Source organism: Cellulosimicrobium sp. 72-3 (assembly GCF_013127315.1).
GTDB lineage: Bacteria > Actinomycetota > Actinomycetes > Actinomycetales > Cellulomonadaceae > Cellulosimicrobium > Cellulosimicrobium funkei.
In genome coordinates this window covers 665,992-689,252 of the sequence record NZ_CP053419.1, presented here as the reverse complement: position 1 = coordinate 689,252, position 23,261 = coordinate 665,992, and the positions used below count along the sequence as shown (strand labels likewise).

The window sequence follows — 23,261 nt, the reverse complement described above, 5'->3', positions numbered from 1 at the left end:
AGCGCACGTCGTCGTGCCGCGAGCGCCCGCGCGGACGGCGGCCGGTCATCCTGGGACGCTAGTCCCCCGCCCGGCGCTCCGCCAGACCTGACGCGGAGAACGTTACCCACCGGTAACACGCTCGCCGCCCGCGAGCAGGTGCCGAGGTCCCCGCCGGAGCGGTCAGCGTGGCCGGGCCGCCTGGAGCGGCAGCAGGAAGGAGATGTCGGAGCGCTCGCCCGACGCGCGGACCCGCCCGTCCGCGACGGCGTCGGCCCAGGTGACCGCCCCCGTCACGAGGCCCAGCCACGTCTGCGGGTCCGTCTCGACGACGTTCGGCGGCGTCCCGCGCGTGTGCCGCGGGCCCTCGACCGCCTGGACGGCCCCCGCGGGCGGCACGCGTACCTCGACCGTGTGCCCGGGCGCGACGTCGGCGAGCTCCTCGAGCGTGAACCGCACGGCCGTCGTCACGGCGCGGCGGTCGGTGGGGTCGTCGCGCCACGTCGCCAGGGCGAGGCGGCCGGCGGCGGGGTCGGTACGGCGTCGGGCAGGCACGAGGACCAGCCTAGGCCGCGCGGCCCGGCGTCAGCCGACGGTGAACCGGACACGGCGCTCGGGCACCGACGCCTCGCGCAGCGTGGCGCGGACCGGGTCGCCGAGCGGGAGGTCCGTCCCCTCGACGGGGGCGCGCACCGCGGGGTCGGCGAGGACCACCTGGCCGCGCCGTGCCCCGCCCGCCTCGTCGGCGTCCTCGCGCTCGAGGCGGCGGGCGCGCTCGCGGTCGTCCTCGACGTCGACCACGACGCCGTCGAACTCCTCGCCCTCGCGACCGGTGAGCAGCGCGGCCTCGACGACGTCGACGATCGCGCGCTCGTACGCGCTCGCGCGCTGGCCCGTGCGGGCCATCGTGCGCGGCAGGCCGGGCAGGGCGTCGAGCACCCACCGCGGCACGTCCTCCCCCGCGCACAGCGCGAGGCACACCTCGGTGCCGTAGCGGTCCACGAGCCGGCGCAGGGGCGCGGTGACGTGCGCGTACTCCGCGCCGATCGCGGCGTGCGCCGCATCGTCGGGCACGCCGGGCTCCTGGCCCGTGCCACCGAACGCCTCGTACGACGCGCCCCGGAACAGCGACGTCGCCTCGTTGAGGAACGCGGCGTGGCGCGAGACGCGCGAGTCGAGCGTCGGGACGAGCTCGGCGTACGGCGTCTCGCGCGGCCAGTCGATGCCGAGCGCGCGGGCCGTGCGGCGCAGGCGCGCGACGTCGCGCGGGTCGGCCTCCGGCAGCGCGCGGAAGACGCCGACGCCGCCCGCGCGCATGATCCGCGCCGCCGCGATGCCCGTGAGCAGCGACACCTGCGCGTTCCAGGCCTCCGACGGTAGGGTCGAGCGGAACTCGAGGCCGAACGAGCCGTCGTCGCGCGTGACGATCTCCTGCTCCGGGACCTCGAGCGACACACCGCCGCGCTCGCGCTCGCGCGCGAGCCGCAGCTCGCCCACCTCGCGGAGCAGGAGGAGCGCGTCCCCTGCGTCGTCCCCGGCGCTCCGAGTGTCGATCCGGGCCTGCGCCTCGTCGTAGGTGAGGCGCTGCGTCGAGCGCACGACGGCGCGCCGCACCGTCGCGTCGAGGATCTCGCCGCGGGCGTCGAGCACGACGCGCCACGCCGCGGCCGGGCGGTCCTCGCCCGGCAGGAGGCTCGCCGCGCCCTCGGACAGCACGGCCGGGTGCAGCGGGGTGCGACCGTCGGGCGCGTAGAGGGTCGTGCCGCGCTCGTGGACCTCGGCGTCGATCGCTCCGCCCGGCACGACGAACGCGCCGACGTCGGCGATCGCGTAGTGGACGACGAACGCGGCGCCCGCCGGGTCGTCCGGCGCTCCCCCGGCCCGCTCGAGGTGCAGCGCCTGGTCGAGGTCCATCGAGCCCGGCGGGTCGATCGTGACGAACGGGACGTCGCGCAGGTCGACGCGTCCCGGGCCGGGCGCCGCGCGGTCCTCGCGCACGGCCTCCTCGGCCTCGGCGAGCACCCCGTCCGGGAAGGTCTCCGGGACCTCCATCTCGCGGCGCAGCGCCGCGAGCGCGTCGGTGACGAGGGCGGTGGTGCTCAGGGCGGAGGGCTCGGGTCGCGCGAGGCGCAGGTGACGGGCGGGCACGAGCCCGACCCTACCCACCCGTCGCCGGGCACGTCCTGCGTGGCAGGACGGACGACGACGGACGGGGCGAGCGCGCGGGCCAGGGCGTCCGACTGACCTGGCCCGCGCGACGCGCACGCGTCACCACCGACGCGTGCCGCCGGGCAACCCCCGCTGCCCGGACGACGAGGGGACGGGCGACGCCCGTCTCACATGCCGCGCGTGCCGAAGCGGTCGCGGGCGACGGCGTCGCCCCCGCCCGCCGCGGCCGCGGCGAGCTCGCGGCGCACCTCCTCGCGGAGGCGGCCGTGGTTCTGCGGCTCCGGCGCGGCCCCGAGGAGCAGCTTCGTGTACTCGTGCTGCGGGTCGAGGATGACCTGGTCCGACGGCCCGCGCTCGACGACGTTCCCGCGGAACATCACGAGGATCTCGTCGCTGAAGTGCCGCGCCGTCGCGAGGTCGTGCGTGATGTAGAGGACGCCGAGGTTCTCCTCGCGCTGCAGGCGCGCCAGCAGGTTGAGCACCCCGAGCCGGATCGACACGTCGAGCATCGACACGGGCTCGTCCGCGACGAGGAACCGCGAGCCGGGCGCGAGCGCGCGGGCGATCGCGACGCGCTGGCGCTGGCCTCCGGACATCTCGTGCGGACGCTTCTCCGCGAACGTCCCCGGGGGCGTGAGGTTGACGCGCGTGAGGAGCTCGTCGACGGCCGCGTCGAGCTCGGCGGCCGTCTTCGCGAGCCCGTGGATCCGCAGCGGCCGCTCCAGGTGGTGGCGGATCGAGTGGAACGGGTTGAGCGACGCGAACGGGTCCTGGAACACCATCTGGACGTCGTGCCGGTACTCGGCCAGGCCACGGCCACGTCGGGCGGACGGGACGCCGTCGAGCAGGATGTCACCGGACGTCGGCGTCTCGAGCTTCGCGATCATCCGCGCGACGGTCGACTTCCCGGAGCCCGACTCACCGACGATGGCGATCGTCTTGCCCGGCTCGAGCGTCAACGACACGTCGTTCACCGCGCGCAGCCGCGACCGCTTCCACCCGTTGCGGATGACGAAGTCCTTGGTGAGGTTCCGGATCTCGAGCGTGCCCATCAGGCCACCCCTCCCGTGCTGTCGGCGGTGTCCTCGCCGGACCGGACGAACCCGCCCCGGTCGCCCGTCAGGCTCGGGAACGACCCGAGCAGGCGGCGCGTGTACTCGTGCGCGGGCGCGTTGTAGATCTCCTCGGCCGTGTTGAGCTCGACGATCTCGCCGCGGAGCATGACCGCGATCCGGTCGCTGATCTCCAGCAGCAGCGGCAGGTCGTGCGTTATGAAGACGACGGCGAAGTCGAACTGCTCGCGCAGCCGCATGATCTCGCGCAGGATGCCGCGCTGGACGACGACGTCGAGCGCCGTCGTCGGCTCGTCCATGATCATGACCTGCGGCTGGAGCGCGAGGGCCATCGCGATCATGACGCGCTGGCGCATGCCGCCGGAGAGCTCGTGCGCGTAGCTGTCGAGCCGGTTCGGGTCGACGCCGACGAGCTCCAGCAGCTCACGGCTGCGCTCGAGCTTGTCCTTCGCGGACATCCCCGGGCGGTGCGTCGCGAAGACGTCGAACAGCTGGGCCTTGATGCTGATCACGGGGTTGAGGGAGTTCATCGCCCCCTGGAAGACCATCGAGACCTTGTCCCAGCGGAAGGCGCGCAGCGCGTCCCCGGACAGGGCGGCGACGTCGATGTCGTCGCCGTCCTTGTCGTGGAGGACGATCTCCCCGCTGGTGCGCAGCGCCGGCGGCTTGAGCAGCTGGTTGAGCCCGTACGCGAGGGTCGTCTTGCCGCAGCCGGACTCGCCCGCGAGGCCGAGGATCTCGCCACGGTGCAGGGTCAGGGACACGTCCTTCACGGCCTGCACGACCGGGTTCACCTGGTACTCGATCGAGACGTTCCGCGCTGTGAGCACCGGGATCGCGCCGGACGGGGCCCCGAAGTCGCCCGCGGCCTTCGCGGTGAGGGTCGGTGTGCTCATGACTGGACCTTCTCGTCGTCTCGGGCCGGGGTGCTCGCCGGGCCGTCTGCCGTGGCGGCAGCGCCGGCGGCCGGCGCGGTCGCCGCCGCACGCTTCGCGCGCTGCTTGCGGGCGAGCCGGACGTTCTTGACCGCGGCGGGCGCCGTCCGGAGCCTCGGGTTGATGATCTCGTCGATGCTGAAGTTGATGAGCGCGAGCCCGCACCCGAACAGCGCGATGAGGAGGCCCGGCGGCACGAACCACCACCAGCGTCCGTAGGCCATCGCGTTCTGCGTGCTGGCCTCGTTGAGGATCGTGCCCCAGGTGACCGACCCCGACGGCCCGAGGCCGAGGTACGAGAGACCGGCCTCGCTGAGGATCGCGAGGAGCACGGCGCCCAGGAAGTTCGCCGTGAGGAGCGGCAGGAGGTTCGGCAGGATCTCGACGAGGATGATGCGCGGCGCCTTCTCGCCCGCGACCTTGGCCGCGTAGACGTAGTCGCGGCTCCGCAGCGACCGGGCCTGCGCCCGCAGCACGATCGCCGCGCCCGCCCAGCCGGTGATGCCGAGGATCAGGGCGACGAGGAAGAGCGAGCGGGACTCCAGGTAGGCCGAGATCACGATGATCAGGGGGAGCCCGGGGATCACGAGCATGATGTTCGTGACGAAGGACAGGATCTCGTTCGTCCAGCCCCCGACGTAGCCGGCGAGGATGCCGAACAGGAGCGAGAGGACCATCGCGATCACGCCCGCGAGGAGGCCGACCGTCAGCGAGCCGAGGCCTCCGTGCGCGACCTGGGCGAAGATGTCGACGCCGATGTTGTTCGTGCCGAGCAGGTGCTCGGTGCTCGGCGGCAGGTACGCCGGGTTCGACGTCGCCCGCGGGCTCTGGCTGAACAGCGGCGTCACGACGGAGAAGAGCACGATCCCGAGCGTCAGCACGAGGCCGACGACGAGCTTGCCCGAGCGGCGCGGGAGCATCGCCCGGATGCCGCGCTTCGGCGCGGAGCTCGTCGGGACGGGCTCGCCCGCGACGACGGCCTCGGGCGGGGCGATGGGCACGTCCGGCACGATGCCGGCGGTCCGGTTCTCGGGCGGCAGTCCGTCCACCACCACGGAGGCGGCGGGGGCGGCGTCCGCCGCAGGCGTCACGGTCTCGGCGTCACGGGTGGGGTCAGCCATTGTTCCGCGTCCTCGGGTCGATGATGCCGTTGATCAGGTCCATGAGGAAGTTCGCCGCGAGCACCACCACGGTGATCACGAGGAAGGCGCCCTGCATGAGCGCGTAGTCCTTCGCCTGGACCGCGGTGAAGAGCAGCTTGCCGATGCCGGGGTAGCTGAAGGCCTGCTCCATGACCACCGACCCGGCGACGACGAAGCCGAGCGCGATGCCGAAGCCCGTGACCGACGGCAGGACCGCGTTCCGCGTCGCGTACGTCAGCGCGACCCGGAAGGGGCGCAGGCCCTTGGCCTCGGCCGTCGTGACGTAGTCCTCGGCGATGGTCGAGACCATCATGTTGCGCATCCCGAGGAGCCAGCCGCCCATCGCCGACAGGATGATCGTCACGGCCGGGAGGGTGCCGTGGTAGATCACGCTGCCCACGAAGTCCCACGACCACTCTGGACCGCTGTCGAACTCGAAGATGTCGTACGCGCCCACGATGGGGAACCAGCCGAGCGACACCGAGAAGATCGAGATGAGCACCAGGGCGAGCCAGAAGTACGGCACTGCCTGGAGGAAGGTCGACGCGGGGATGATGTGGTCGACCCAGGTACCGCGCTTCCAGCCGACCCACGCGCCGAGGCCGACGCCGAGGAGGAACGCGATGATCGTCGCCAGCCCGACGAGGCCCACCGTCCAGGGGAGGGCCTCGCCGAGCAGCTGGCTCACGGGTGCCGGGAAGTACAGGACCGACGTACCCAGGTCACCCGTGAAGATGTTCTTCCAGTACGCGAGGTACTGCTCCCACAGGGTGGCGTCGTCACTGCCGAAGAGGACGTCGACGCTCTGGATGAGACCAGGGGTCAGCTCGCCGTTCTTCCGGAGCATTGTGTCGAGGTAGATCTGCTTGGGGTCACCAGGGATCGCCCGCGGCAGGAGGAAGTTGAGCGAGACGGCGGCCCAGAAGGTGACCACGTAGAACGTGATCCGCCGTGCGTAGTACCTCATGCGACTGACTCCTCGTTCACCCGAGCTCCTCTTCGGCAGTGCGACATCAGCTCGCGGGCTCGAGCTGGGAGAGGATCACGCCGTTGCTGATCGTGGCCCACGACGGCGGGAAGGCGTACATGTCGTCCTCGGACGGCCAGCCGGTGTAGTCCTTCGTGTTGACGAACGACATGGTCGGGTTCACGACGAGGGCGATGTAGGGGAGGTCGCGGGCGATCTCCTTCTGCACCGTGGCGTACGCGGCCTTCTTCGCGTCCTCGTCGTTGGTGCCGGCGGCGGTGGCCACCGCCTCGTCGACGAGCGGGTTCGAGTAGCGCGGGAAGTTGAAGCGGCCGGCCTCGATGGTCTCGCCCACCGGCGTCGTGTACTCGGTCGTGAGCCACTGGCGGTAGATGGCGAACGGGTCGTCGAGCGAGGTGCCCGTGATGCCGCTGATCATCATCTGGTAGTTGCCGCTGGTCCGGGCGTCGGACATCTCCTGCTGCGTGATCTTCACGTGGTTGATCTCCACGCCCGCCTCGAGCGCCTGCTGCGCGATGAGGTCACCGGCCGCGTTGTGGTCGCTCCAGCCGTCGACCGAGATGAGCTGGACAGAGAGCTTCTGGCCGTCCTTCTCGTAGATGCCGTCGGCACCCTTGGTGTAGCCGGCCGCCTCGAGGACCTTGGCCGCCTCGGCCGGGTCGCCCTCCTGCGGGCTCTCCTTCTCGATCTCCGAGGAGATCCAGCGGTCGTCACGACCGAGGAGCGCGAGCGACGGCGACGCGACGGCCGCGTGGCCCGAGAACGCCTTCTCGTTGATCTCGCCGCGGTCGACGAGCAGGTTGACCGCCTGGCGGACGGCGAGGTCCGTCTGCGGGCCCGCGCAGCCGAGCGCCGCATTCGAGCACGACATGATCGTGGTCGGGTCCTGCGGGGTGTTGAGCAGCGAGACCTGGCCCGCGCCGGTGACCGTGTCCGGGTCCGCGATGAACATCGTGGTCCAGTCGATCTTGCCGGTGGCGAGGAGGTCCTGGGCGCTCTGGTTCTTGTCGAGCGCGAGGAAGCGGACCTTCCCGAGGCTCGGCTCGCCGCCCCAGTAGTCCTCGTTCGGGACGACGGTGTAGGTCGCGTTCGTGATGGTGTCGAGCGTGAACGGCCCGGTGCCCACCGGCTCGTCGTTCGTGAACGTGATGAGGTCCGACACCTCCTTGAAGAGGTGCTCGGGCACCATGAGCGTGGTGCCGAGGATCTGCACGGCGCTCGTGAACTGCGCGCCGTTGAACGTGAACTTGACGGTCGACTCGTCGACCTTCTCGATCGTGTTCAGGTAGTCGCGCTTCGCCGCGTCGTTGGTGTACGAGAAGATGACGTCGTCGACCGTGAAGTCCTCGCCGTCGGACCACTTCACGCCCTCGCGGATCTTGACGGTCAGCTCGGTGCCGTCCTCGCTCCACTCGTAGGACTCGCCCAGGCGGGGCGTCGGGTCGCCGGCCTCGGCCCGGTTGTAGAAGAAGAGCGGCTCGTAGATGCCGCCGTTCGTCACGTGCAGCGGGTTGGGCGCGTACGGGTTGAAGTTCGCGACCATGGGCGTCTGGGTGCCGGCCCAGACGTTGAGGACACGGGCCTCGCCGCCGTTGCCCTCGCCCTCGCCGTTGCCCCCGCCGGTGCAGGCGCTCGCGAGCAGCGAGACGCCCGTCACGAGTGCCGCGGCCGTGAGCAGACGCTTGCGCGCCGTGCTTCGAATCATCTTCGGTCCTTTCGCATGGACGACGCGTCCTCACGTCGTACTTCGGCGCCCGCAGGCGTGTGGCAGGAACACTAACTAATAGCCACCGGCCCTCCGACGAATACGACAGGAAAGTTACCTAACTGAGACATCGATAGCAGGATCGCGCCGCAACGGACTCGGCCGGACCCCGTGGGAACGGGGCCCGGCCGAGGTGCCAAGGGGGGTCAGGCGGGAGCGGGGGCGGCCCGCGGCCGGTCCGGGCGCCGCGGACCGCGGGCCGCGGGAGCGCAGCGCGTCGCGCGGCCGCAGCAGGCGGCGCTCGCACGAGCGGCCGGGGACGGGGTCGGCGGCGGTACGGCGGCAGCGCCGCCAGCGGGCCGGGGCGGGGTCAGCGAGCGACGTCCAGCGCGGCGCGCGCGGCCCGCGCGACCTCGGGGTCGGTGACCTCGTAGCCGGCGTCGCCGCCACCACCCGGCCCGGCGTCGTCCGCGACGACGCGCTTGGCCGAGAGGTGCACGGCGTCCACGCCCGCGGCCACCAGGGCCCCGACGTCCTGCGGCCGCACTCCCCCGCCGGCCATGACCTGCACACGTCCGTCGAGCGCGTCGCGCGCGTGCGCCGCCATGGCGCGCAGCCGGTCCGTGCCGTCGATGCTGCGCGACGCGCCGCCCGAGGTGAGCACGCGCACGACCCCGGCCCCCGCGAGCGCGTCGAGGGCGGCGAGCGGGTCGGCGACGACGTCGACGGCGCGGTGGAACGTGACCTCGCGCCCGTCGGCGGCGTCCACGAGGGTGCGGACGGCGCCGACGTCGACCAGGCCGTCCGGGGTGAGCGCACCCACGACGACTCCGCGCGCCCCGGCCGCCACCGCGGCCCGGACGTCGCGCACCTGGACGTCGAGGTCGGTGGGCGTGAGAACGAAGCCGCCCGGGCGCGGGCGCACGAGCACGTGCACCTCGATGCGCGGCCCGGAGCCGTCGGCCGCCGCCGCGGCGGCGACCGCGGCCTCGACGAGCCCGGCGCTGGGCGTGAGCCCGCCCGTGGCGCCGAGACCGACGCACAGCTCGACCCGGTGGGCACGCACGGCCGCGGCCACACGGACGCCGTCGGGGTCCTGGACGGCGAGCTCGAGGGCCACGTCGCGGGCCGCGCTGCCCTCGGGGTGGGTGGTCGTCATGGCGCTCTCCCGTCGTCCGGTCCGGCGGCCGTCGCGTCGCACGAACCCGCACGACGGCGGCCGTCGGCCAGGGTAGACGACTCCGGGCAGCGCGTCGGGCGCGCGGGCTCAGGCCGGCGTCGGCCGTCCCGCCGCGACGGCGGCGAGGCACGCGGACCGCAGGGTCGCGGCCACCTCGTCCGGGTCGCCGAGGTACCCCGCGACCATCGCGCCGTCGCGCAGCATCATGAGCTGCGCCGCGGTCGCGTCGGCGTCCGCGACACCGACCGCCGCCGCGAGCCGCGCGAACACGTCCCGCGTCCAGCGCCGGTGGCGGTCCACGACGACGCGCACCGGGTCCTGCGGGTCCGGCGTCTCCGCCGCGGCGTTGATGAACGGGCAGCCGCGGAAGCCCGGCACGCAGCTCACGGCGCCGATGGCGCCCGCGAGGGCGCTCAGGGCGTCGAGCGGCTCGGCGTCGCGCAGGGCCTCGTCGACCACCGCGCGGTCGCGCGCGGCCTGCTGCTCGAGGTACGCGACGACGAGGTCGGACTTCGTGCGGAAGTGGCGGTAGAACGTGACCTTGGTGATGCCGACCTGCTCGATGATCCGGTCGGCGCTCGTCGCCCGGATGCCCTGGGCGTAGAAGAGCGCCGAGGCGGCTTCGAGGATGCGGCGGCGCGTGCCCGCCGCGGTGCCGCGGCCCGTCGCCCCGGACGTCGGCGAGTCGTCGACCATGGCCCCCTCCTTCTCTCCGCCCCTTGCGCGCGGTCGGCCGCCAGTCTAGGTTCCTTGACGTAGACGTACTAGTAACTCTACGTCGCATCACGACTCTCGAAAGGCACCTCGATGGCTGACACCCTCTACACCGCCGTGGCCACAGCGACCGGCGACGGCCGCGCCGGAGGCCACGCCGTGTCCGACGACGGCCAGCTCGACGTCACGCTCGCGGTCCCGCGCGCGATGGGCGGCCCCGGTGGCGGGACCAACCCCGAGCAGCTGTTCGCGGCCGGGTGGTCGTCGTGCTTCCACTCGGCGCTGAAGATGGTCGCGGCGCAGCGCAAGGTCCCCGTGACGGACTCGGCCGTCGTCGCCGAGGTCGACCTCGTCCCGAACGGCGACGGCGGCTTCTCGCTCGGCGCGACGCTGCACGTCGAGCTCGGGGGCGGCGTCACCCAGGACCTCGCCGAGGAGCTCGCGGAGGCCGCGCACGCCGTCTGCCCGTACTCGCTCGCGACCCGGGGCAACATCCCCGTCACGGTCCGCACGACCGTCGCGTAAGGCACCCCGGCACCACCGCCGGGACCGGCTCGCGGATCGGTCCCGCGGGTCGGGCCCGGCGTTCAGTCCAGGCAGAACTCGTTGCCCTCGACGTCCTGCATGACGATGCAGGACTCGTTCTCCTCGTCCGCGAGCATCACGCGCACGCACGTCGCGCCGAGCGCGACGAGCCGGTCACGCTCGGCCTCGAGCGCGGCGAGGCGCTCGGCCCCCACGAGCCCGGTGCCGACGCGCACGTCGAGGTGCACGCGGTTCTTGACGACCTTGCCCTCGGGGACGCGCTGGAAGTACAGGCGCGGGCCGACCCCCGTCGGGTCGCTGCACGCGGACCACGCGTCCCGCTCCGCGGCCGGGAGAGAGGCCTCGGCGTCGTCCCAGGTGGCGAAGCCCTCCGGGGGCGGCGCCGGGACGTAGCCCAGCACCTCGCACCAGAACCGGGCGACGCGCCGTGGCTCCGCGCAGTCGAACGTGACCTGGATTTGCCTGATCGTCGCCATCCGGCCACCCTAGGCGCCCGGGCCCTCCCGGTCCGAGGGCATTCTTCCCGCGCTGGGAGACCGGGCCGGACACGCCCTCGCGCGCGCTGCGCCGCGGCTCGTGACTCAGCGGGACCGGGTCAGGAGCCACTCGTCGAGCGGGAGGGCTCGGACGCCCGGCCCGCGTAGATCCCGAACACGCCGGGTGCGATCAGCAGCACGACGCCGAGCACGATCGCCACCGCTCCTCCGACGGGATTCGCGGCGCACACCCGTCCCACGTCCGGGGAGAAGCACCGGTCGTCGAAGGCGCCCGCGGCGAAGAAGAGCGCCGCGAAGGCCAGCGGGAAGGCGGGAACGTAGAGGAGCGCCGCCACCACGAGGCCGAGGACCGCGCTGCCGGCGCGCTGCCCGACCGTGCGCCCGGCACTGTTCGCCGGCCGGCCGGTCATGTCGTCGGGCTCCACGACGACCGAGCATAGGCCGCTCGCCACCCCGTGTGGAGCGTCGCTCCTCGCTCCGTGCCCCACAGCAGGGCGCGGATCTCCGCCGGGGCACGGTGCCGCGCCGGCCTCGCGCGCACGACGGCCGCCGGAACCACCGCTCTGCGCGGGGCGCCGACGGCCGTCGTCGTGCGGCTCGGGTCAGATGACGCCGAGCGCGAGGATCGCGTCGGCGACCTTGGTGAAGCCCGCGATGTTGGCGCCGAGCACGTAGTTGCCGGGCGTGCCGTACTCGTCGGCCGTCTCGACGCAGCGGTCGTGGATGCCCGCCATGATCTGCGCGAGGCGGTCCTCGGTGTACTCGAAGGACCACGCGTCGCGCGACGCGTTCTGCTGCATCTCGAGGGCCGACGTCGCGACGCCGCCCGCGTTGGCGGCCTTGCCCGGCGCGAAGAGGACGCCCGCCTCCTGGAGCAGCGCGACGGCGCTCGGCGTCGTGGGCATGTTGGCGCCCTCCGCGACCGCGACGACGCCGTTCGCGACGAGCTGCTTGGCCGCCGCCTCGTCGAGCTCGTTCTGCGTCGCGCACGGGAGCGCGACGTCGCACGGCACGTCCCAGATGGACCCGTCGGTGACGACGCGGGCCCCGGGACGGCGCGCGGCGTAGTCGGCGACGCGCCCGCGCTCGACCTCCTTGATCTGGCGCAGGAGCTCGAGGTCGACCCCGGCCTCGTCGACGACGTAGCCCGACGAGTCGGAGAACGCGACCACGTTCGCGCCGAGCTGCTGCGCCTTGGCCGTCGCGTAGATCGCGACGTTGCCCGAGCCCGAGACGACGACGCGGCGCCCGTCGAGCTCCTGCCCGCGCGTCTCCAGCATGTTCTGCGCGAAGAGGACCGTGCCGTAGCCCGTGGCCTCCGTGCGGACGAGCGAGCCGCCCCACGAGATGCCCTTGCCCGTGAGGACGCCGGACTCGTACCGGTTGGTGATGCGCTTGTACTGCCCGAAGAGGTAGCCGATCTCGCGGCCGCCCACGCCGATGTCGCCCGCGGGGACGTCCGTGTTCTCGCCGATGTGCCGGTAGAGCTCCGTCATGAACGACTGGCAGAACCGCATGACCTCGCCGTCGGACCGCCCGCGCGGGTCGAAGTCGGAACCGCCCTTGCCGCCGCCGATGGGCATGCCCGTGAGCGAGTTCTTGAAGATCTGCTCGAAGCCGAGGAACTTCACGATGCCCAGGTAGACCGACGGGTGGAACCGCAGGCCGCCCTTGTACGGGCCGAGCGCCGAGTTGAACTCGACGCGGAAGCCGCGGTTGATCTGCACGCGCCCGGTGTCGTCCACCCACGGGACCCGGAAGATGATCTGGCGCTCCGGCTCGCACACGCGCTCGAGGACGGCGGCCTCGACGTAGCGCGGGTGCTTGCGCAGCACGGGGCCGAGCGAGTCGAAGACCTCGCGCACGGCCTGGTGGAACTCGGCCTCGCCGGGGTTGCGACGCAGGACCTCGTCGTAGACGGACTGCAGTCGGCTGTCCATGGGTACTCCTCGTCTGACGCGGGCGGAACTCCTGCTGACGGTACGCCTGTGCCAGAAGCTCCCGTCACACCGTCTCACTCCGCGCGCACCGGCACGGGCGTCCACAACGCACGAGCGACCGCACGGGGCGGCACAGGAGTCACCGACGACGACACATCCGTCCACCCACTGAGAAACCCTACCGATCCGGTGCAGTTTCCCGGGGCGGTTGCTATACCCGTCCCCAGGTCACGAGCGCCAGCGCCAAGCCCCGGCTCGCTGGCCGGCAACCCCCTGTCACGGCGGGGTGCTCCGGGAGATGACCAGGCCGGGCCCAGCCTGCCCCGCCACCGGCGAGGACGGCCCGCACGGCAAGCGTGATCGACGACTACTGCGAGGTGCACATGACCCACCACCCCACCCACCCGACGGTGCTCGCCGTCTCGGGCAACCCGCGGCCCGGCTCGCGGACGCTCGGCGCCGCCGAGACGGTCGCGCGCCGCGTCGCCGACCTCCTCGGCGCGGCCGACGTCGCCACGGTCGACCTGGCGTCGCTCGCCGGCGAGGTGCTCGCCGCCGACCATCCGGCGGCCGACGCCGCCCGTGAGCAGCTCGCCCGGGCGACCGTCGCCGTCGTGGCGACGCCGGTCTACAAGGCGTCCTACACCGGGCTGCTGAAGGCCTTCCTCGACCTCTACGGCCCCGACGGGCTCGCGGGCGTCGTCGTGGTCCCGCTCGTCGTGTCCGGGAACCCGGCGCACGCGCTCGTCGGGGAGGTGCACCTGCGACCCGTGCTCGTCGAGCTCGGCGCCGTCGTCCCGACCCGGTCGCTCACGGTCACCGAGCCGCAGCTCGCGGACCTGGGACCGGTGGTGGACGCGTGGCTCGCGCGCGAGGGCGACGCCCTGCGCCGCGCCACGGCGCAGCTCCCCCCGGCGGAGGACCGCCCGTCGGCCCGCACCGACGCAGCCGTCGCCGACGCGTTCGCGGGGGTGGCCCGATGACCGCCGAGCTCACCCACCTGGAGGCCCTCCTGGCCGAGCAGGACGAGCCCCAGCTCTCCCCCGACGAGTACAAGGCCGTGTTCCGCGGCCACCCCGCGGGCGTCGCCGTCGTCGCGCTCGAGCACGGCGACCGCCTCGTCGGCTTCACCGCGACGTCGGTCATCTCCGTCTCGGCCGCGCCCCCGCTGCTCGCGTTCTCGCTCGCGTCCACGTCGTCGTCGTGGCCCGCGGTCTCGACCGCGCGCACGCTGACCGTGAGCTTCCTCGCGGACCACCAGGACGACGTCTCGGCCCGGTTCGCGACGAGCGGCATCGACCGGTTCGCGGACGGCGGCTGGTCGCGCCTGCCGACGGGCGAGCCCGTGATCGACGGCGCGCTGTCGTGGGTGCGCGGGAGGGTCGTCCAGCGCACGCCGGTGGGCAACTCCTACCTGGTCTCGCTGCGCGCGCTCGCGTCGAGCGTCGGCGCCGCACCCGGGGCGCCGCGGGGGGCGGCGGCGTCGCCGCTCGTCTACCACGACCGCACCTACCACCGGATCGGCGACCACTCCGCGCTCTGAGCGCACGACGGGCGAGGGGCCCGACGGCGGACGTCCCGCCGTCGGGCCCCTCGCCCGTCCCCTGCCGCCCCTCACGGGTGGTCCGTCACCAGCTCCAGCCGCGCGCGCTGAGCTCGAGCTCCTCGCGGAACCGCTCGTCGTCGCCGGTGCGGAAGCCCGCGCGCAGGGGTGCGTCCGCGACCGGGAGCCCCGTGAGCCGGCAGGCCTCGCGCAGCAGCGCGTCGTAGGCGCCCTGGACCGCGAGGTAGTGGTGGGCACGCGCGTAGACGTCCGGGTCGGCCTCGATGCGCCGGAGCTCTGCGGCGAGCGCGGTGAGCCGCACCTGGAGCGCGAGCGTGGTGAGCGGGTCCGGTGCCGCGGCGGCACGACGGCGCCCGCCCGCCCGGTGGCTCGGAGGTCGCCCGGCCCGGCGCAGCACCCACCACGCGGCGGCGGCCGTGCACGCCGTCGCGCACCAGATCATGAGCAGCCACGACATCGGAGCCGACCTCTGCGCGGGGAGACCCACAGGACCTCTCCAGTCTAGGTCTCCCCGGCCCCGCGAGGCAGGGTGGGCGGCCACCTGTCCTCGCCGCCGGCCCGCGCGGCGGGTCAGCCGTCGAGGAGGTCCGGCTGCGGGTGCCGCACGCCCTGGACGGCCGCGCGCGGGATCGCCGCGCCGATCGTCGCGACGTCGTCCGGCGTGAGCTCGACCGCGGCCGCCGCGACGTTCTGCTCCAGGTACGCGACGCGCTTCGTCCCCGGGATCGGGACGACGTCGTCGCCCTGCGCGAGGAGCCACGCGAGCGCGAGCTGCGCCGTCGTGACGCCGCGCTCCGCGGCGAGCTGCTCCAGGGAGCGCACGAGGCCGCGGTTGTGCTCGAACGCCTCGCCGGCGTACCGGGCGTGGGCGCGGCGCACGTCGTCCTCCGCGAAGCCGTCGGTGGCGTCCACGGTCCCGGTGAGGATGCCCCGGCCGAGCGGCGAGAAGGGCACGAAGCCGACCCCGAGCTCGCGCAGCGTCGGCAGCACCTCGTCCTCCGGGTCGCGCGTCCACAGCGAGTACTCGCTCTGCACGGCCGTCACGGGGTGCACGGCGTGCGCGCGGCGCACGGTCGCGGCGGACGGCTCCGAGAGACCGATGCCGCGGACCTTCCCGGCCTCCACGAGGCCGGCGAGCGCGCCGACCGTGTCCTCGATCGGCACCTGGGGGTCGACACGGTGCAGGTAGTACAGGTCGAGGCGGTCGGTGCCGAGGCGGCGCAGGCTCGCGTCGACCGCGGCACGGACGTACTCGGGGCGGCCGTCGACCGGACGCCCGTCGGGGTGGCCGCCCGCGGGCGGGAGCCCGAACTTCGACGCGAGGACGATCTCGTCCCGGTGCGGCCCGAGGACCCGGCCGAACAGCTCCTCGTTGCGGCCGTGACCGTAGACGTCGGCCGTGTCGAAGAGCGTCACACCGAGCTCGAGCGCGCGGCGCAGCACGGCCTCCGCCTCCGCGGCGTCCGCGGGGCCGTAGGCGTCGGTGACGGACATGCCGCCGAACCCGACGGCGGAGACGGCGAGCGCCGCCTCGCCGGTGCCGAGCGTGCGCGACGGGAGGGTGCCGGGGGCGGGGGTCCGGGAGGTGTCGGTCATGGCCCCAGCGGACCACCGCGCGCCGCCGGGGGCAAGGGCGGACGCCGTCCTCTCACCTGGCGAGAGGACGTGACGCGCCGTGCCGCGGGACGAGCCCCGCCGCAGGTCAGGCACGCCTCTCCTTGCTGGCGGGCGCGCGGAATGCGACCTAGTCTGGAATCGTTCAAGTGAACGGCACCGACGGAAGCCGGGTGACCGCCGCACGATTCCGGGCGACCCCCGAGAGAGCGAGGAGCACCATGTCCGCACCCACCATCCACCGCACGACGGCCCGCTTCGAGGCGTCGGAGAAGCTCCGCGCCCACCTGCAGCGCGTGCTCGTCGCGCTCGTCGACCTGCACGTCCAGGGCAAGCAGGCCCACTGGAACGTCACGGGCCGCGGGTTCCGCGACCTGCACCTCCAGCTCGACGACGTCGTGGACGCCGCGCGCGAGCACAGCGACACCGTCGCCGAGCGCATGCGCGCGCTCCAGGTCGTGCCCGACGGCCGCACCGAGACCGTCGCGACGACGACGGACCTCTCGCCGTACCCGGCCGGCCTCGTGTCGGTCGGCGACACGGTCGACGCGGTCGTCGAGCGCATCGCGCAGACGGTCGAGGTCGTCCGCGCCGTGCACGACGACGTCGACGCGGAGGACCCGACGAGCGCCGACATCCTGCACGAGATCATCGCGGACCTGGAGAAGCAGGCCTGGTTCCTCTCCTCGGAGAACCGCGAGGCCTGACCCGGCCCGCCGCCGCGAGGTAGAACGGCCCGTCGCGAGGTAGAGCACGCCGTGTGCTACCTCGCGACGGGCCGTTCTACCTCGCCGTGCGCCCCTGGCGCGCGCGGCGGCCGGGGATGGCCGCGACGAGCTCACGCGTGTACTCCTCCTGCGGGTCGAGCAGGATCTGCTCGGCCGCCCCCTGCTCGACGACGCGCCCGCGGTGCATGACGCCGACGTGGTCGGACACCTGCCGCACGACGGCGAGGTCGTGCGAGATGAACAGGTACGCGAGCCCGTGCTCGGCCTGGAGACGCACGAGCAGCTCGAGGATCTGCGCCTGCACGGACACGTCGAGCGCCGAGACGGGCTCGTCGAGCACGACGAGCGCCGGGTTCAGGGCGAGCGCCCGCGCGATGGCGACGCGCTGGCGCTGCCCGCCCGAGAGCTCGCGCGGTCCCCGGCGGAGCACGTCGGGCGGGAGCGCGACGTCCTCGACGAGCGCACGCGCCCGGTCCGCCCGCTCGGACGGCGACCCGACCCGGTACGCCCGGAGCGGCTCGGTGACGATCTGCTCGACGGTGAACCGCGGGTCGAGCGACGCGTACGGGGACTGGTAGACCACCTGGAAGCCGCGGCGCAGCGACCGCAGCCGCTCGCCGCGCGCCGTCGTGATGTCCTCGCCGGCGAACTCCACCGTGCCCGCGGTGGGCCGCTCGAGCCGGAGAGCGAGGCGCGCCGTCGTGCTCTTGCCGGAGCCGGACTCCCCCACGAGCGCGTACGTCTCGCCGCGCCCGACCGCGAGGCTCACGCCGTCCACCGCGACGAGCGTCCGGTGCGCCGACCCGCGCGGCAGCGTGAACTCCTTGCGCAGGTCCCGCACCGCGAGGACGGGCGCGCTCGCGGTGTCCGGGCCGGCGGCGTCGGGCACCGCGATCCCCTGGTCGACGGCGCGGCTCGCGACCGCGGCGCGGCTCGCGTCGGCGCGCGGGACGACGCCGTCGTTCGGCGCCGTCTCCGGGGTGCCGCCTGCGACGAGGCGCGAGCTCGCGAGGCTCGGCGCCGCCGCGATGAGCTGCTGGGTGTACGGGTGGCGGGGGTCGTGCAGCACCTGGTCGGCCGTGCCCTCCTCGACGACGACCCCGTGCTCCAGGACGACGATGCGGTCGGCGCGGTCCGCCGCGACGCCGAGGTCGTGCGTGATGAGCAGGACGGCGGTGCCGAGGTCGCGCACGAGTCCGTCGAGGTGGTCGAGGATGCGGCGCTGGACCGTCACGTCGAGCGCGCTCGTGGGCTCGTCCGCGACGACGAGGCGCGGCCGGGCCGCGACGGCGATCGCGATGAGCACGCGCTGGCGCATCCCGCCGGAGAGCTGCGACGGGTACTGCCGCGCGCGGGCCTCCGGGTCGTCGATCCCGGCCTGGCGCAGCAGCTCGACCGCACGCTCGCGCGCCTCCTTGCGCCGCGCGAGCCCGTGGATGACGAGCACCTCCGCGACCTGGTCGCCCACGCGCGTGACGGGGTTGAGCGAGACCGTCGGGTCCTGCGGCACGAGGCCGACGTCGCGGCCCCGCACCTGCTGCCACTCCTTCTCGGAGAGCCGTCCGACGTCGCGGCCGCCGAGGCGGATGGTCCCTGCCGTCACCTCGCCCCCGCGCGCGAGCAGGTGCAGGGCCGCGTGCGCCGTCGTGCTCTTGCCCGACCCGGACTCGCCCACGAGCGCGACGACCTCGCCCGCCCCGACCGTGAGGTCGACGCCGCGGACGGCGGCGTACGAGCCGCCGTCGCGCGTGCGGTAGGCGACCTCCAGGCCGCGGATCTCGAGCGCGGGCGCCTCGCCCGACGTCGGGCCGGGACGCTCCTGGGTGGTCGGCGTCGTGGCGGTCATGCGTCCCCTCCGGTCCGTTCCAGGGCCCGCGCGATGCGGTTCGCCGACAGCACGACGGCGACGATCACGAGGCCCGGCATCGTCGTGAGCCACCACGCGGTGGCCAGGTAGTCGCGCCCGCCCGAGACGAGCGACCCCCACTCCGGCGCGGGCGGCGGCGTCCCGTAGCCGAGGAAGCTCAGGGCCGAGATGGCGAGCACGGCCGTGCCGAGCTCGAGCGCGACGAGCGCGAGCACCGGTCCCGTCGAGTTGGGCAGCACGTGGCGCCCCAGCACGCCGTACCAGCGCACCCCCGACGCGCGGGCCGCCTCGACGTACACCGACGTCGAGGTGCGCAGGACCTCGGCCCGCATGACGCGCGCGAACGTGGCGACGCTCGTGATGCCGACGGCGATCGCGACCTTGACCGTCCCGAACCCGAGCGCCGTGATGATCGCGAGCGAGAGCAGGATGCTGGGGATCGCGAGCAGCACGTCGACGAACCGGCCGACGACGTCGTCCACCCACCCGCGCACGAACCCCGCGAGCAGGCCGAGCAGCGACCCGGCGACGAGCCCGACCGCGACCGCGATCACGGTCGCGCCGAGCGAGGCCGACGCGCCGTGCACGACGCGCGCGTACACGTCCCGCCCCAGGTGGTCGGTGCCGAACAGGTGCGCGCCCGACGGCGGCTGCAGCCGGTCCGCGGGCACGCCCGTCAGCGGGTCGTACGCCGTGAAGAGCTGCGGGACGACCGCCCACGCCGTGACGAGCAGGACGACGAGCACGGCGACGACCAGCCCGGGCCGCCGCACGGCGTACCGCGCCCCGCGCCGCCACCGGCCCGCCGTGCCCCGGGTCCGCACGCGGCCGTGCCGGAGGATCGCCCGCGCGTCCTCGCGGTCCTCGACCTCGATCTCCGCGGGCGTGCGTCCCCCGGGCGCGTCGGCGGGCGGGGCGTCGGGGGCGAGCGCGCCCGACGGCGGCACGTCCGCCACCGCGGCACGGTCCGCGACCCGGGCCTCGTCCCGGAGCACGATGCGCACTCCCGGCCTGGTGCTCATGCGGCCACCGCCTTCTGTCGTGCGTCGATCCGGGGGTCGAGCAGGGGGTAGAGCAGGTCGACCACGAGCGTGACGACCACGAACACGAGCGCCGAGAGGACGACGACCGCCTGCACCACGGGGATGTCCTGCGCGTCCACCGACGTCACCGTGAGCCGTCCCAGGCCCGCGCGCGAGAACACCGTCTCGGTGACGACCGTGCCGCCGAGCAGCCCGCCCACGACGACCCCCAGCACGGTCAGCGCGGGGATCGCGGCGTTGCGCAGCGCGTGGCCGAAGTGCACGCGCGCGCGGCTCGCGCCCTTGGCGCGCGCCGTCTCCACGTACGGCTCGCCGAGCGTCCCGCGCAGGCTCCGCGCGAGCACCTGGGCGAGCGCGGCGCTCGCCGGCACGGCGAGCGTGATCGCCGGCAGCACGAGGCTGATCGCGCCCTGGTTGCCGATCGCGGGGAACAGCGGGAGCTGGAAGGAGAACCACTGCAGCAGGAGGAGGCCCAGCCAGAACGGCGGCAGGGCGACGCCGAGCGGAGGGAGCGACGCGAGCGCGTGGCGCAGCCAGGCCGCGCGCGGGAACGTGCTCGCGATCGCGATGCCGGCGCCCGCCACGACGGCGAGGACGAGCGCCGCGGCCGTGAGCCGGAGCGTCTCCGGGAGCGCCTGGAGCACGAGCTGCGTCGCGGGCGCCCCGGACGCGTACGACGTCCCGAAGTCGAGCCGCAGCGCGTGCCACAGCGCGTCGGCGTACTGCACGAGCACGGGCCGGTCGAGGCCGTACTGGGCGCGCAGGGCGTCGAGCAGCGCGGGGTCCACCTGGTCCGCCTCGCCACCGCCGCTCGCCATGAGCGCGGCCGGGTCGCTGGGCAGCAGGTAGAGGACGAAGAACGAGATGGTGAACGCCGCCCAGAGCACGAACAGGCCCTGCCCGGCGCGACGCAGGACGTACCGGCCCATGGTCGGCCTCCTTCCGTGGGGGATGCCCGCCTGCCCGACGCCGCGGCGTCGGGCAGGCGGGCCCGGCGGGTCAGCCCTGGGTGACCCAGGCGTCGTAGAAGTCGAGGCGCGACGACGCCTCGAACGTCAGGCTGTGGACCGTGTCGGCGGCCGCGATGGTCGTCGAGAGCTCGTAGACCGGGATCGCGTGGCCCTTCTGCACGAGCAGGCGCGACGCCTCCGTGACGAGCTCCTGGCGCTCGGTCGGGTCGGTCGCCGCGGCCGACGCGTCGAGCAGGTCGTCGACCTCCTCCGCGTCGCGCTGGTTGATGTTGCGCGCGTTCGCGGAGAAGATCGTGCGCAGCACGTCCGGGTCGGAGCGCGTGAGGTTGTAGTAGTCGAAGTCGAAGTCGCCGCTCTCCTTGATCGCCTGCGACTCGGCGACGGTCACGTGCTGGAGCTGGAGGTCCACGCCGATCTGCGCGAGCTGCTGCTGGACGAGCTCGAGCGGCTCCGGCACCTGCCAGAACGTCACGGTCGTGGAGAGCTTCTGGCCGTCCTTCTCGCGCACGCCGTCGGCGCCCTCGACCCAGCCCGCGTCGTCGAGGATCTTCTTCGCGCCCTCGGGGTCGTAGGCGAGCTCGTCCGCGACGCTCTCATAGAGCGGCGTCGAGTGCGACAGGACGCTCGTGGCCGGCTCGTCCTGCGCGCTGAGCACGGTGTCCGCGATCTGCTCGCGGTCGATGCCCTGGAGGATCGCCGTCCGCACGGCCTCGTCGCCCGCGAGCGGGCTCGACTCGTTGGGGAAGAGGTTGAACACGACGCCGGGGTTGGCGCGGTACTCGAGCCAGAACCCGTTCCCGTCGAACTGCGGGAGGTCGACGGTCGAGATCGCGGCCGTGGCGTCGATCTGCCCGGACTGCAGGCTGCCGCTGCGCACGCTCGCCTCGGGGATGACCTTGAACGTCACCGTGTCGAGGTAGGCCTCGCCCTGGTGGTCGCTCGCCTCCGAGCCCCACGCGTAGCCCGCGACCTTCTCGAGCACGATCTCCTGGTCCTGCGTGTACGACTTCACGGAGAACGGGCCGGAGCCGACGAACTTCCCGGCGCAGCGGTCCTCGACGCTCAGGTCGGCCGAGGACGGGGCGAGGAGGCCGAGCGAGAACGTCGACGTCGCCTGGAGGAACTGCGCGCTCGGCTCCGCGAAGTCCACCGTGAGGGTCTGCGGGTCGGTGACGGTCGTGCCCTCGTAGCCGACGAGGTACTGCGACCCGAGCGACGCCGTCGCGCCGAGCGCGACGATCGCGTCGAAGTTCGTCTTCACCGACTCGGCGTCGATCGGCGTGCCGTCGGCGTACGTCGCGTCGTCGCGCAGGTGGAACGTGTAGCTCGACGCGTCGTCGTTCACCTCCCAGCTCTCCGCGAGCCACGGCAGGATCTCGCCCGACTCCGGGTCCTGCGCCGTGAGCGACGCGACGGTCTGGCGGGCCGCCGCGATGGCGTCGTTGTTGCCGACCTGCTGCGGGTCGATGCAGTGCGAGTCGACCGTGAGGGCGAACGTCAGGTCGCCGCCCGCCACGGGCTCGCCGGACGGGCTGGGCGACCCGTCGCCGTCGGACGCACCGGAGCCGCCGCCCGCGCACGCGCTGAGCAGGAGGCCCGTCGCGGCGGCCGCCGCGGCGACGGTCAGGGACCGGCGTCGGTGAGGTGTGGGGATCATGTCGTGCTGCTCTCCTCGTGTGCCGGCTGCGGACCGGCGGTCGTCCGGCGCCGGTGGTCGTCCGCGCCGGGCCCAGGGCCGGCGCGGCGGGGAACCCACCGGGGTGCCGTGCTTACCGCGCCGCGGGAGCGGCGCGGTCAGGTCGTTCCCGGAGCACCCCGTCACGTCGAAGGGTTGCTGGTCAGCGAGCCGGGCCTGCGTGCTGACGCTCGTCACCTGGGAGCAGGAAAGACAATCTCGACTGGTTGAGTCAAGTATCGAGACGGCCGTCCCGCCAGGCGGACGGTTGTTTCCGCCGAGACGACGCGAGTCGCGGCCGTCTCGCGTGTCACCGCGCCGGGAAGGGCGACTCGGGAGGTGGGGTGGCGCCACGGACCGGGCGCGCTCGGACGGGCGCCCGACCTGCGGCAGCACGGACCGCCGCGACGCCACCGACAGCGAAGCGCGCGCCACGGGCGTCGACAGCGACGTCGTCGACGCCCGGACGTGCGCCGGCACGCCGAGCACGACGCGCCACCGGAGCCGTCGCGATCAGGCCCGCCGACCGTAGCCGGCACGCGAGAGACCGAGAGAGCGAAACTCCTCAGGGACCGTCAAGATCTGATGCGGTGATTCTCGCCGTCACTTCTCCCCGGACCACGAGGAGCCAGTCGCGCAGCGGCATTCCCACGGCCTCGCGATAGAGCTCGGCATGAAGCCGGCCGTTGATCCACTCGACGACCTGCTCGTCGGAACGGTAGCGGTCCAGGGTGCTGTCGATCTCGTCGACGAGTCCGTCGTACCTGCTGGGGCCGACCAGGTCCAGGAAACGCGCCAGAGCACCTGCGGGACTCCCGTAGTCCTCTTCCCAGTCCTGGTGGAAGAACGAGCCGAAGAACGCGTCGAGCGAGTAGTGGGTCGTCATGGCGCACCTCGCGGAGGGGTCGTCGCGTCAAGGAAGGGCGGCGTG

23 protein-coding genes and 2 riboswitches are annotated in these 23,261 nt (G+C 73.7%); of the genes, 4 read left to right on the top strand and 19 right to left on the bottom strand.

Annotation, left to right across the window (positions count from 1 at the left end):
• Positions 1-162: 162 nt before the first annotated feature.
• From HKK73_RS03090 to HKK73_RS03050, 9 genes are all read right to left on the bottom strand, one after another.
• Entirely contained in the window at positions 163-534 is a 372-nt protein-coding gene (locus HKK73_RS03090) for a sterol carrier family protein (protein ID WP_171467423.1), read from the bottom strand.
• 30 nt (positions 535-564) lie between these two features.
• The gene (locus tag HKK73_RS03085) at positions 565-2,127 is read right to left on the bottom strand and encodes an RNB domain-containing ribonuclease (protein ID WP_371810578.1); all 1,563 of its coding nucleotides are present in this window, start codon (positions 2,125-2,127) and stop codon (positions 565-567) included.
• A gap of 188 nt (positions 2,128-2,315) precedes the next feature.
• Positions 2,316-3,200: an ABC transporter ATP-binding protein gene (locus tag HKK73_RS03080; RefSeq protein WP_171467422.1), complete on the bottom strand. Its 885-nt coding sequence runs from the start codon at positions 3,198-3,200 to the stop codon at positions 2,316-2,318.
• Positions 3,200-4,117, bottom strand: coding sequence for an ABC transporter ATP-binding protein (locus HKK73_RS03075; RefSeq protein ID WP_171467421.1), 918 nt, complete (start codon positions 4,115-4,117; stop codon positions 3,200-3,202). The genes HKK73_RS03080 and HKK73_RS03075 overlap by 1 nt, the downstream gene beginning before the upstream one ends.
• Positions 4,114-5,277 carry an ABC transporter permease gene (locus HKK73_RS03070; protein ID WP_114553520.1) on the bottom strand — a complete coding sequence of 388 codons (1,164 nt, stop codon included), beginning with the start codon at positions 5,275-5,277 and terminating at the stop codon, positions 4,114-4,116. Before HKK73_RS03070 ends, HKK73_RS03075 begins: the two co-directional genes overlap by 4 nt.
• Positions 5,270-6,265 (bottom strand): ABC transporter permease, encoded by a 996-nt coding sequence (locus tag HKK73_RS03065; protein WP_085386588.1) that lies wholly within the window; start codon positions 6,263-6,265, stop codon positions 5,270-5,272. Before HKK73_RS03065 ends, HKK73_RS03070 begins: the two co-directional genes overlap by 8 nt.
• A 46-nt stretch (positions 6,266-6,311) precedes the next feature.
• Complete coding sequence (locus tag HKK73_RS03060) at positions 6,312-7,991, bottom strand: ABC transporter substrate-binding protein (protein WP_171467420.1); 1,680 nt, start codon at positions 7,989-7,991, stop codon at positions 6,312-6,314.
• 370 nt (positions 7,992-8,361) lie between these two features.
• Positions 8,362-9,150, bottom strand: coding sequence for a copper homeostasis protein CutC (locus HKK73_RS03055; RefSeq protein ID WP_171467419.1), 789 nt, complete (start codon positions 9,148-9,150; stop codon positions 8,362-8,364).
• A 108-nt stretch (positions 9,151-9,258) separates the two neighbouring features.
• On the bottom strand, positions 9,259-9,867 hold the full coding sequence (locus HKK73_RS03050; RefSeq protein WP_085386591.1) for a TetR/AcrR family transcriptional regulator: 609 nt from the start codon (positions 9,865-9,867) through the stop codon (positions 9,259-9,261).
• A 111-nt stretch (positions 9,868-9,978) separates the two neighbouring features.
• Between HKK73_RS03050 and HKK73_RS03045 the strand changes: the two genes are divergently transcribed.
• Positions 9,979-10,410 (top strand): organic hydroperoxide resistance protein, encoded by a 432-nt coding sequence (locus HKK73_RS03045; protein ID WP_171467418.1) that lies wholly within the window; start codon positions 9,979-9,981, stop codon positions 10,408-10,410.
• Between the two features lie 62 nt (positions 10,411-10,472).
• On the opposite strand, the gene HKK73_RS03040 is transcribed toward HKK73_RS03045, so the two are convergent.
• The 3 genes from HKK73_RS03040 to gdhA form a co-directional block, all read right to left on the bottom strand.
• Entirely contained in the window at positions 10,473-10,907 is a 435-nt protein-coding gene (locus HKK73_RS03040) for a VOC family protein (RefSeq protein ID WP_171467417.1), read from the bottom strand.
• A gap of 119 nt (positions 10,908-11,026) precedes the next feature.
• Positions 11,027-11,353 carry a hypothetical protein gene (locus tag HKK73_RS03035; protein WP_085386594.1) on the bottom strand — a complete coding sequence of 109 codons (327 nt, stop codon included), beginning with the start codon at positions 11,351-11,353 and terminating at the stop codon, positions 11,027-11,029.
• Between the two features lie 177 nt (positions 11,354-11,530).
• The gene (gene gdhA / locus HKK73_RS03030) at positions 11,531-12,868 is read right to left on the bottom strand and encodes an NADP-specific glutamate dehydrogenase (RefSeq protein ID WP_021482903.1); all 1,338 of its coding nucleotides are present in this window, start codon (positions 12,866-12,868) and stop codon (positions 11,531-11,533) included.
• A gap of 226 nt (positions 12,869-13,094) precedes the next feature.
• Positions 13,095-13,197, top strand: a riboswitch (SAM riboswitch).
• A 54-nt stretch (positions 13,198-13,251) separates the two neighbouring features.
• On the opposite strand from gdhA, the gene HKK73_RS03025 reads away from it, so the two are divergent.
• Together HKK73_RS03025 and HKK73_RS03020 are read left to right on the top strand one after the other, a co-directional pair.
• A complete protein-coding gene (locus tag HKK73_RS03025) occupies positions 13,252-13,851 on the top strand; it encodes an NADPH-dependent FMN reductase (protein ID WP_144721481.1) in 600 nt (199 codons plus the stop codon).
• Positions 13,848-14,411, top strand: coding sequence for a flavin reductase family protein (locus HKK73_RS03020; RefSeq protein ID WP_171467416.1), 564 nt, complete (start codon positions 13,848-13,850; stop codon positions 14,409-14,411). The genes HKK73_RS03025 and HKK73_RS03020 overlap by 4 nt, the downstream gene beginning before the upstream one ends.
• 85 nt (positions 14,412-14,496) lie before the next feature.
• On the opposite strand, the gene HKK73_RS03015 is transcribed toward HKK73_RS03020, so the two are convergent.
• Positions 14,497-14,889 (bottom strand): hypothetical protein, encoded by a 393-nt coding sequence (locus HKK73_RS03015; RefSeq protein WP_228074943.1) that lies wholly within the window; start codon positions 14,887-14,889, stop codon positions 14,497-14,499.
• 113 nt (positions 14,890-15,002) lie between these two features.
• A complete protein-coding gene (locus tag HKK73_RS03010; protein ID WP_114554006.1) occupies positions 15,003-16,028 on the bottom strand; it encodes an aldo/keto reductase in 1,026 nt (341 codons plus the stop codon).
• A gap of 239 nt (positions 16,029-16,267) precedes the next feature.
• On the opposite strand from HKK73_RS03010, the gene HKK73_RS03005 reads away from it, so the two are divergent.
• On the top strand, positions 16,268-16,753 hold the full coding sequence (locus tag HKK73_RS03005; protein ID WP_051028364.1) for a Dps family protein: 486 nt from the start codon (positions 16,268-16,270) through the stop codon (positions 16,751-16,753).
• Between the two features lie 76 nt (positions 16,754-16,829).
• Here HKK73_RS03005 and HKK73_RS03000 read toward each other — a convergent pair whose 3' ends face one another.
• The 5 genes from HKK73_RS03000 to HKK73_RS02980 all read right to left on the bottom strand — a co-directional run bounded on the left by HKK73_RS03000 (position 16,830) and on the right by HKK73_RS02980 (position 23,216).
• Positions 16,830-18,620 (bottom strand): ABC transporter ATP-binding protein, encoded by a 1,791-nt coding sequence (locus HKK73_RS03000; RefSeq protein ID WP_171467415.1) that lies wholly within the window; start codon positions 18,618-18,620, stop codon positions 16,830-16,832.
• Complete coding sequence (locus tag HKK73_RS02995; RefSeq protein WP_171467414.1) at positions 18,617-19,663, bottom strand: ABC transporter permease; 1,047 nt, start codon at positions 19,661-19,663, stop codon at positions 18,617-18,619. Before HKK73_RS02995 ends, HKK73_RS03000 begins: the two co-directional genes overlap by 4 nt.
• On the bottom strand, positions 19,660-20,613 hold the full coding sequence (locus tag HKK73_RS02990) for an ABC transporter permease (protein ID WP_074805478.1): 954 nt from the start codon (positions 20,611-20,613) through the stop codon (positions 19,660-19,662). Before HKK73_RS02990 ends, HKK73_RS02995 begins: the two co-directional genes overlap by 4 nt.
• Positions 20,614-20,683: 70 nt before the next feature.
• Entirely contained in the window at positions 20,684-22,312 is a 1,629-nt protein-coding gene (locus HKK73_RS02985; RefSeq protein ID WP_171467413.1) for an ABC transporter substrate-binding protein, read from the bottom strand.
• A gap of 103 nt (positions 22,313-22,415) precedes the next feature.
• Positions 22,416-22,529, bottom strand: a riboswitch (SAM riboswitch).
• A gap of 366 nt (positions 22,530-22,895) precedes the next feature.
• On the bottom strand, positions 22,896-23,216 hold the full coding sequence (locus HKK73_RS02980) for a contact-dependent growth inhibition system immunity protein (RefSeq protein ID WP_171467412.1): 321 nt from the start codon (positions 23,214-23,216) through the stop codon (positions 22,896-22,898).
• Positions 23,217-23,261: the final 45 nt, after the last annotated feature.

Bases quoted from the DNA above. Each gene is read 5' to 3' on its own strand.
- HKK73_RS03080 (WP_171467422.1), bottom strand. From the start codon at position 3,200: ATGGGCACGCTCGAGATCCGGAACCTCACCAAGGACTTCGTCATCCGC.
- HKK73_RS03025 (WP_144721481.1), top strand. From the start codon at position 13,252: ATGACCCACCACCCCACCCACCCGACGGTGCTCGCCGTCTCGGGCAAC.
- HKK73_RS03040 (WP_171467417.1), bottom strand. From the start codon at position 10,907: ATGGCGACGATCAGGCAAATCCAGGTCACGTTCGACTGCGCGGAGCCA.
- HKK73_RS03045 (WP_171467418.1), top strand. From the start codon at position 9,979: ATGGCTGACACCCTCTACACCGCCGTGGCCACAGCGACCGGCGACGGC.
- HKK73_RS03000 (WP_171467415.1), bottom strand. From the start codon at position 18,620: ATGACCGCCACGACGCCGACCACCCAGGAGCGTCCCGGCCCGACGTCG.
- HKK73_RS03070 (WP_114553520.1), bottom strand. From the start codon at position 5,277: ATGGCTGACCCCACCCGTGACGCCGAGACCGTGACGCCTGCGGCGGAC.
- HKK73_RS02995 (WP_171467414.1), bottom strand. From the start codon at position 19,663: ATGAGCACCAGGCCGGGAGTGCGCATCGTGCTCCGGGACGAGGCCCGG.
- HKK73_RS03020 (WP_171467416.1), top strand. From the start codon at position 13,848: ATGACCGCCGAGCTCACCCACCTGGAGGCCCTCCTGGCCGAGCAGGAC.
- HKK73_RS03055 (WP_171467419.1), bottom strand. From the start codon at position 9,150: ATGACGACCACCCACCCCGAGGGCAGCGCGGCCCGCGACGTGGCCCTC.
- HKK73_RS03060 (WP_171467420.1), bottom strand. From the start codon at position 7,991: ATGATTCGAAGCACGGCGCGCAAGCGTCTGCTCACGGCCGCGGCACTC.
- HKK73_RS02980 (WP_171467412.1), bottom strand. From the start codon at position 23,216: ATGACGACCCACTACTCGCTCGACGCGTTCTTCGGCTCGTTCTTCCAC.
- HKK73_RS02990 (WP_074805478.1), bottom strand. From the start codon at position 20,613: ATGGGCCGGTACGTCCTGCGTCGCGCCGGGCAGGGCCTGTTCGTGCTC.
- HKK73_RS03015 (WP_228074943.1), bottom strand. From the start codon at position 14,889: ATGTCGTGGCTGCTCATGATCTGGTGCGCGACGGCGTGCACGGCCGCC.
- HKK73_RS03005 (WP_051028364.1), top strand. From the start codon at position 16,268: ATGTCCGCACCCACCATCCACCGCACGACGGCCCGCTTCGAGGCGTCG.
- HKK73_RS03050 (WP_085386591.1), bottom strand. From the start codon at position 9,867: ATGGTCGACGACTCGCCGACGTCCGGGGCGACGGGCCGCGGCACCGCG.
- gdhA (WP_021482903.1), bottom strand. From the start codon at position 12,868: ATGGACAGCCGACTGCAGTCCGTCTACGACGAGGTCCTGCGTCGCAAC.
- HKK73_RS03075 (WP_171467421.1), bottom strand. From the start codon at position 4,117: ATGAGCACACCGACCCTCACCGCGAAGGCCGCGGGCGACTTCGGGGCC.
- HKK73_RS03065 (WP_085386588.1), bottom strand. From the start codon at position 6,265: ATGAGGTACTACGCACGGCGGATCACGTTCTACGTGGTCACCTTCTGG.
- HKK73_RS03010 (WP_114554006.1), bottom strand. From the start codon at position 16,028: ATGACCGACACCTCCCGGACCCCCGCCCCCGGCACCCTCCCGTCGCGC.
- HKK73_RS02985 (WP_171467413.1), bottom strand. From the start codon at position 22,312: ATGATCCCCACACCTCACCGACGCCGGTCCCTGACCGTCGCCGCGGCG.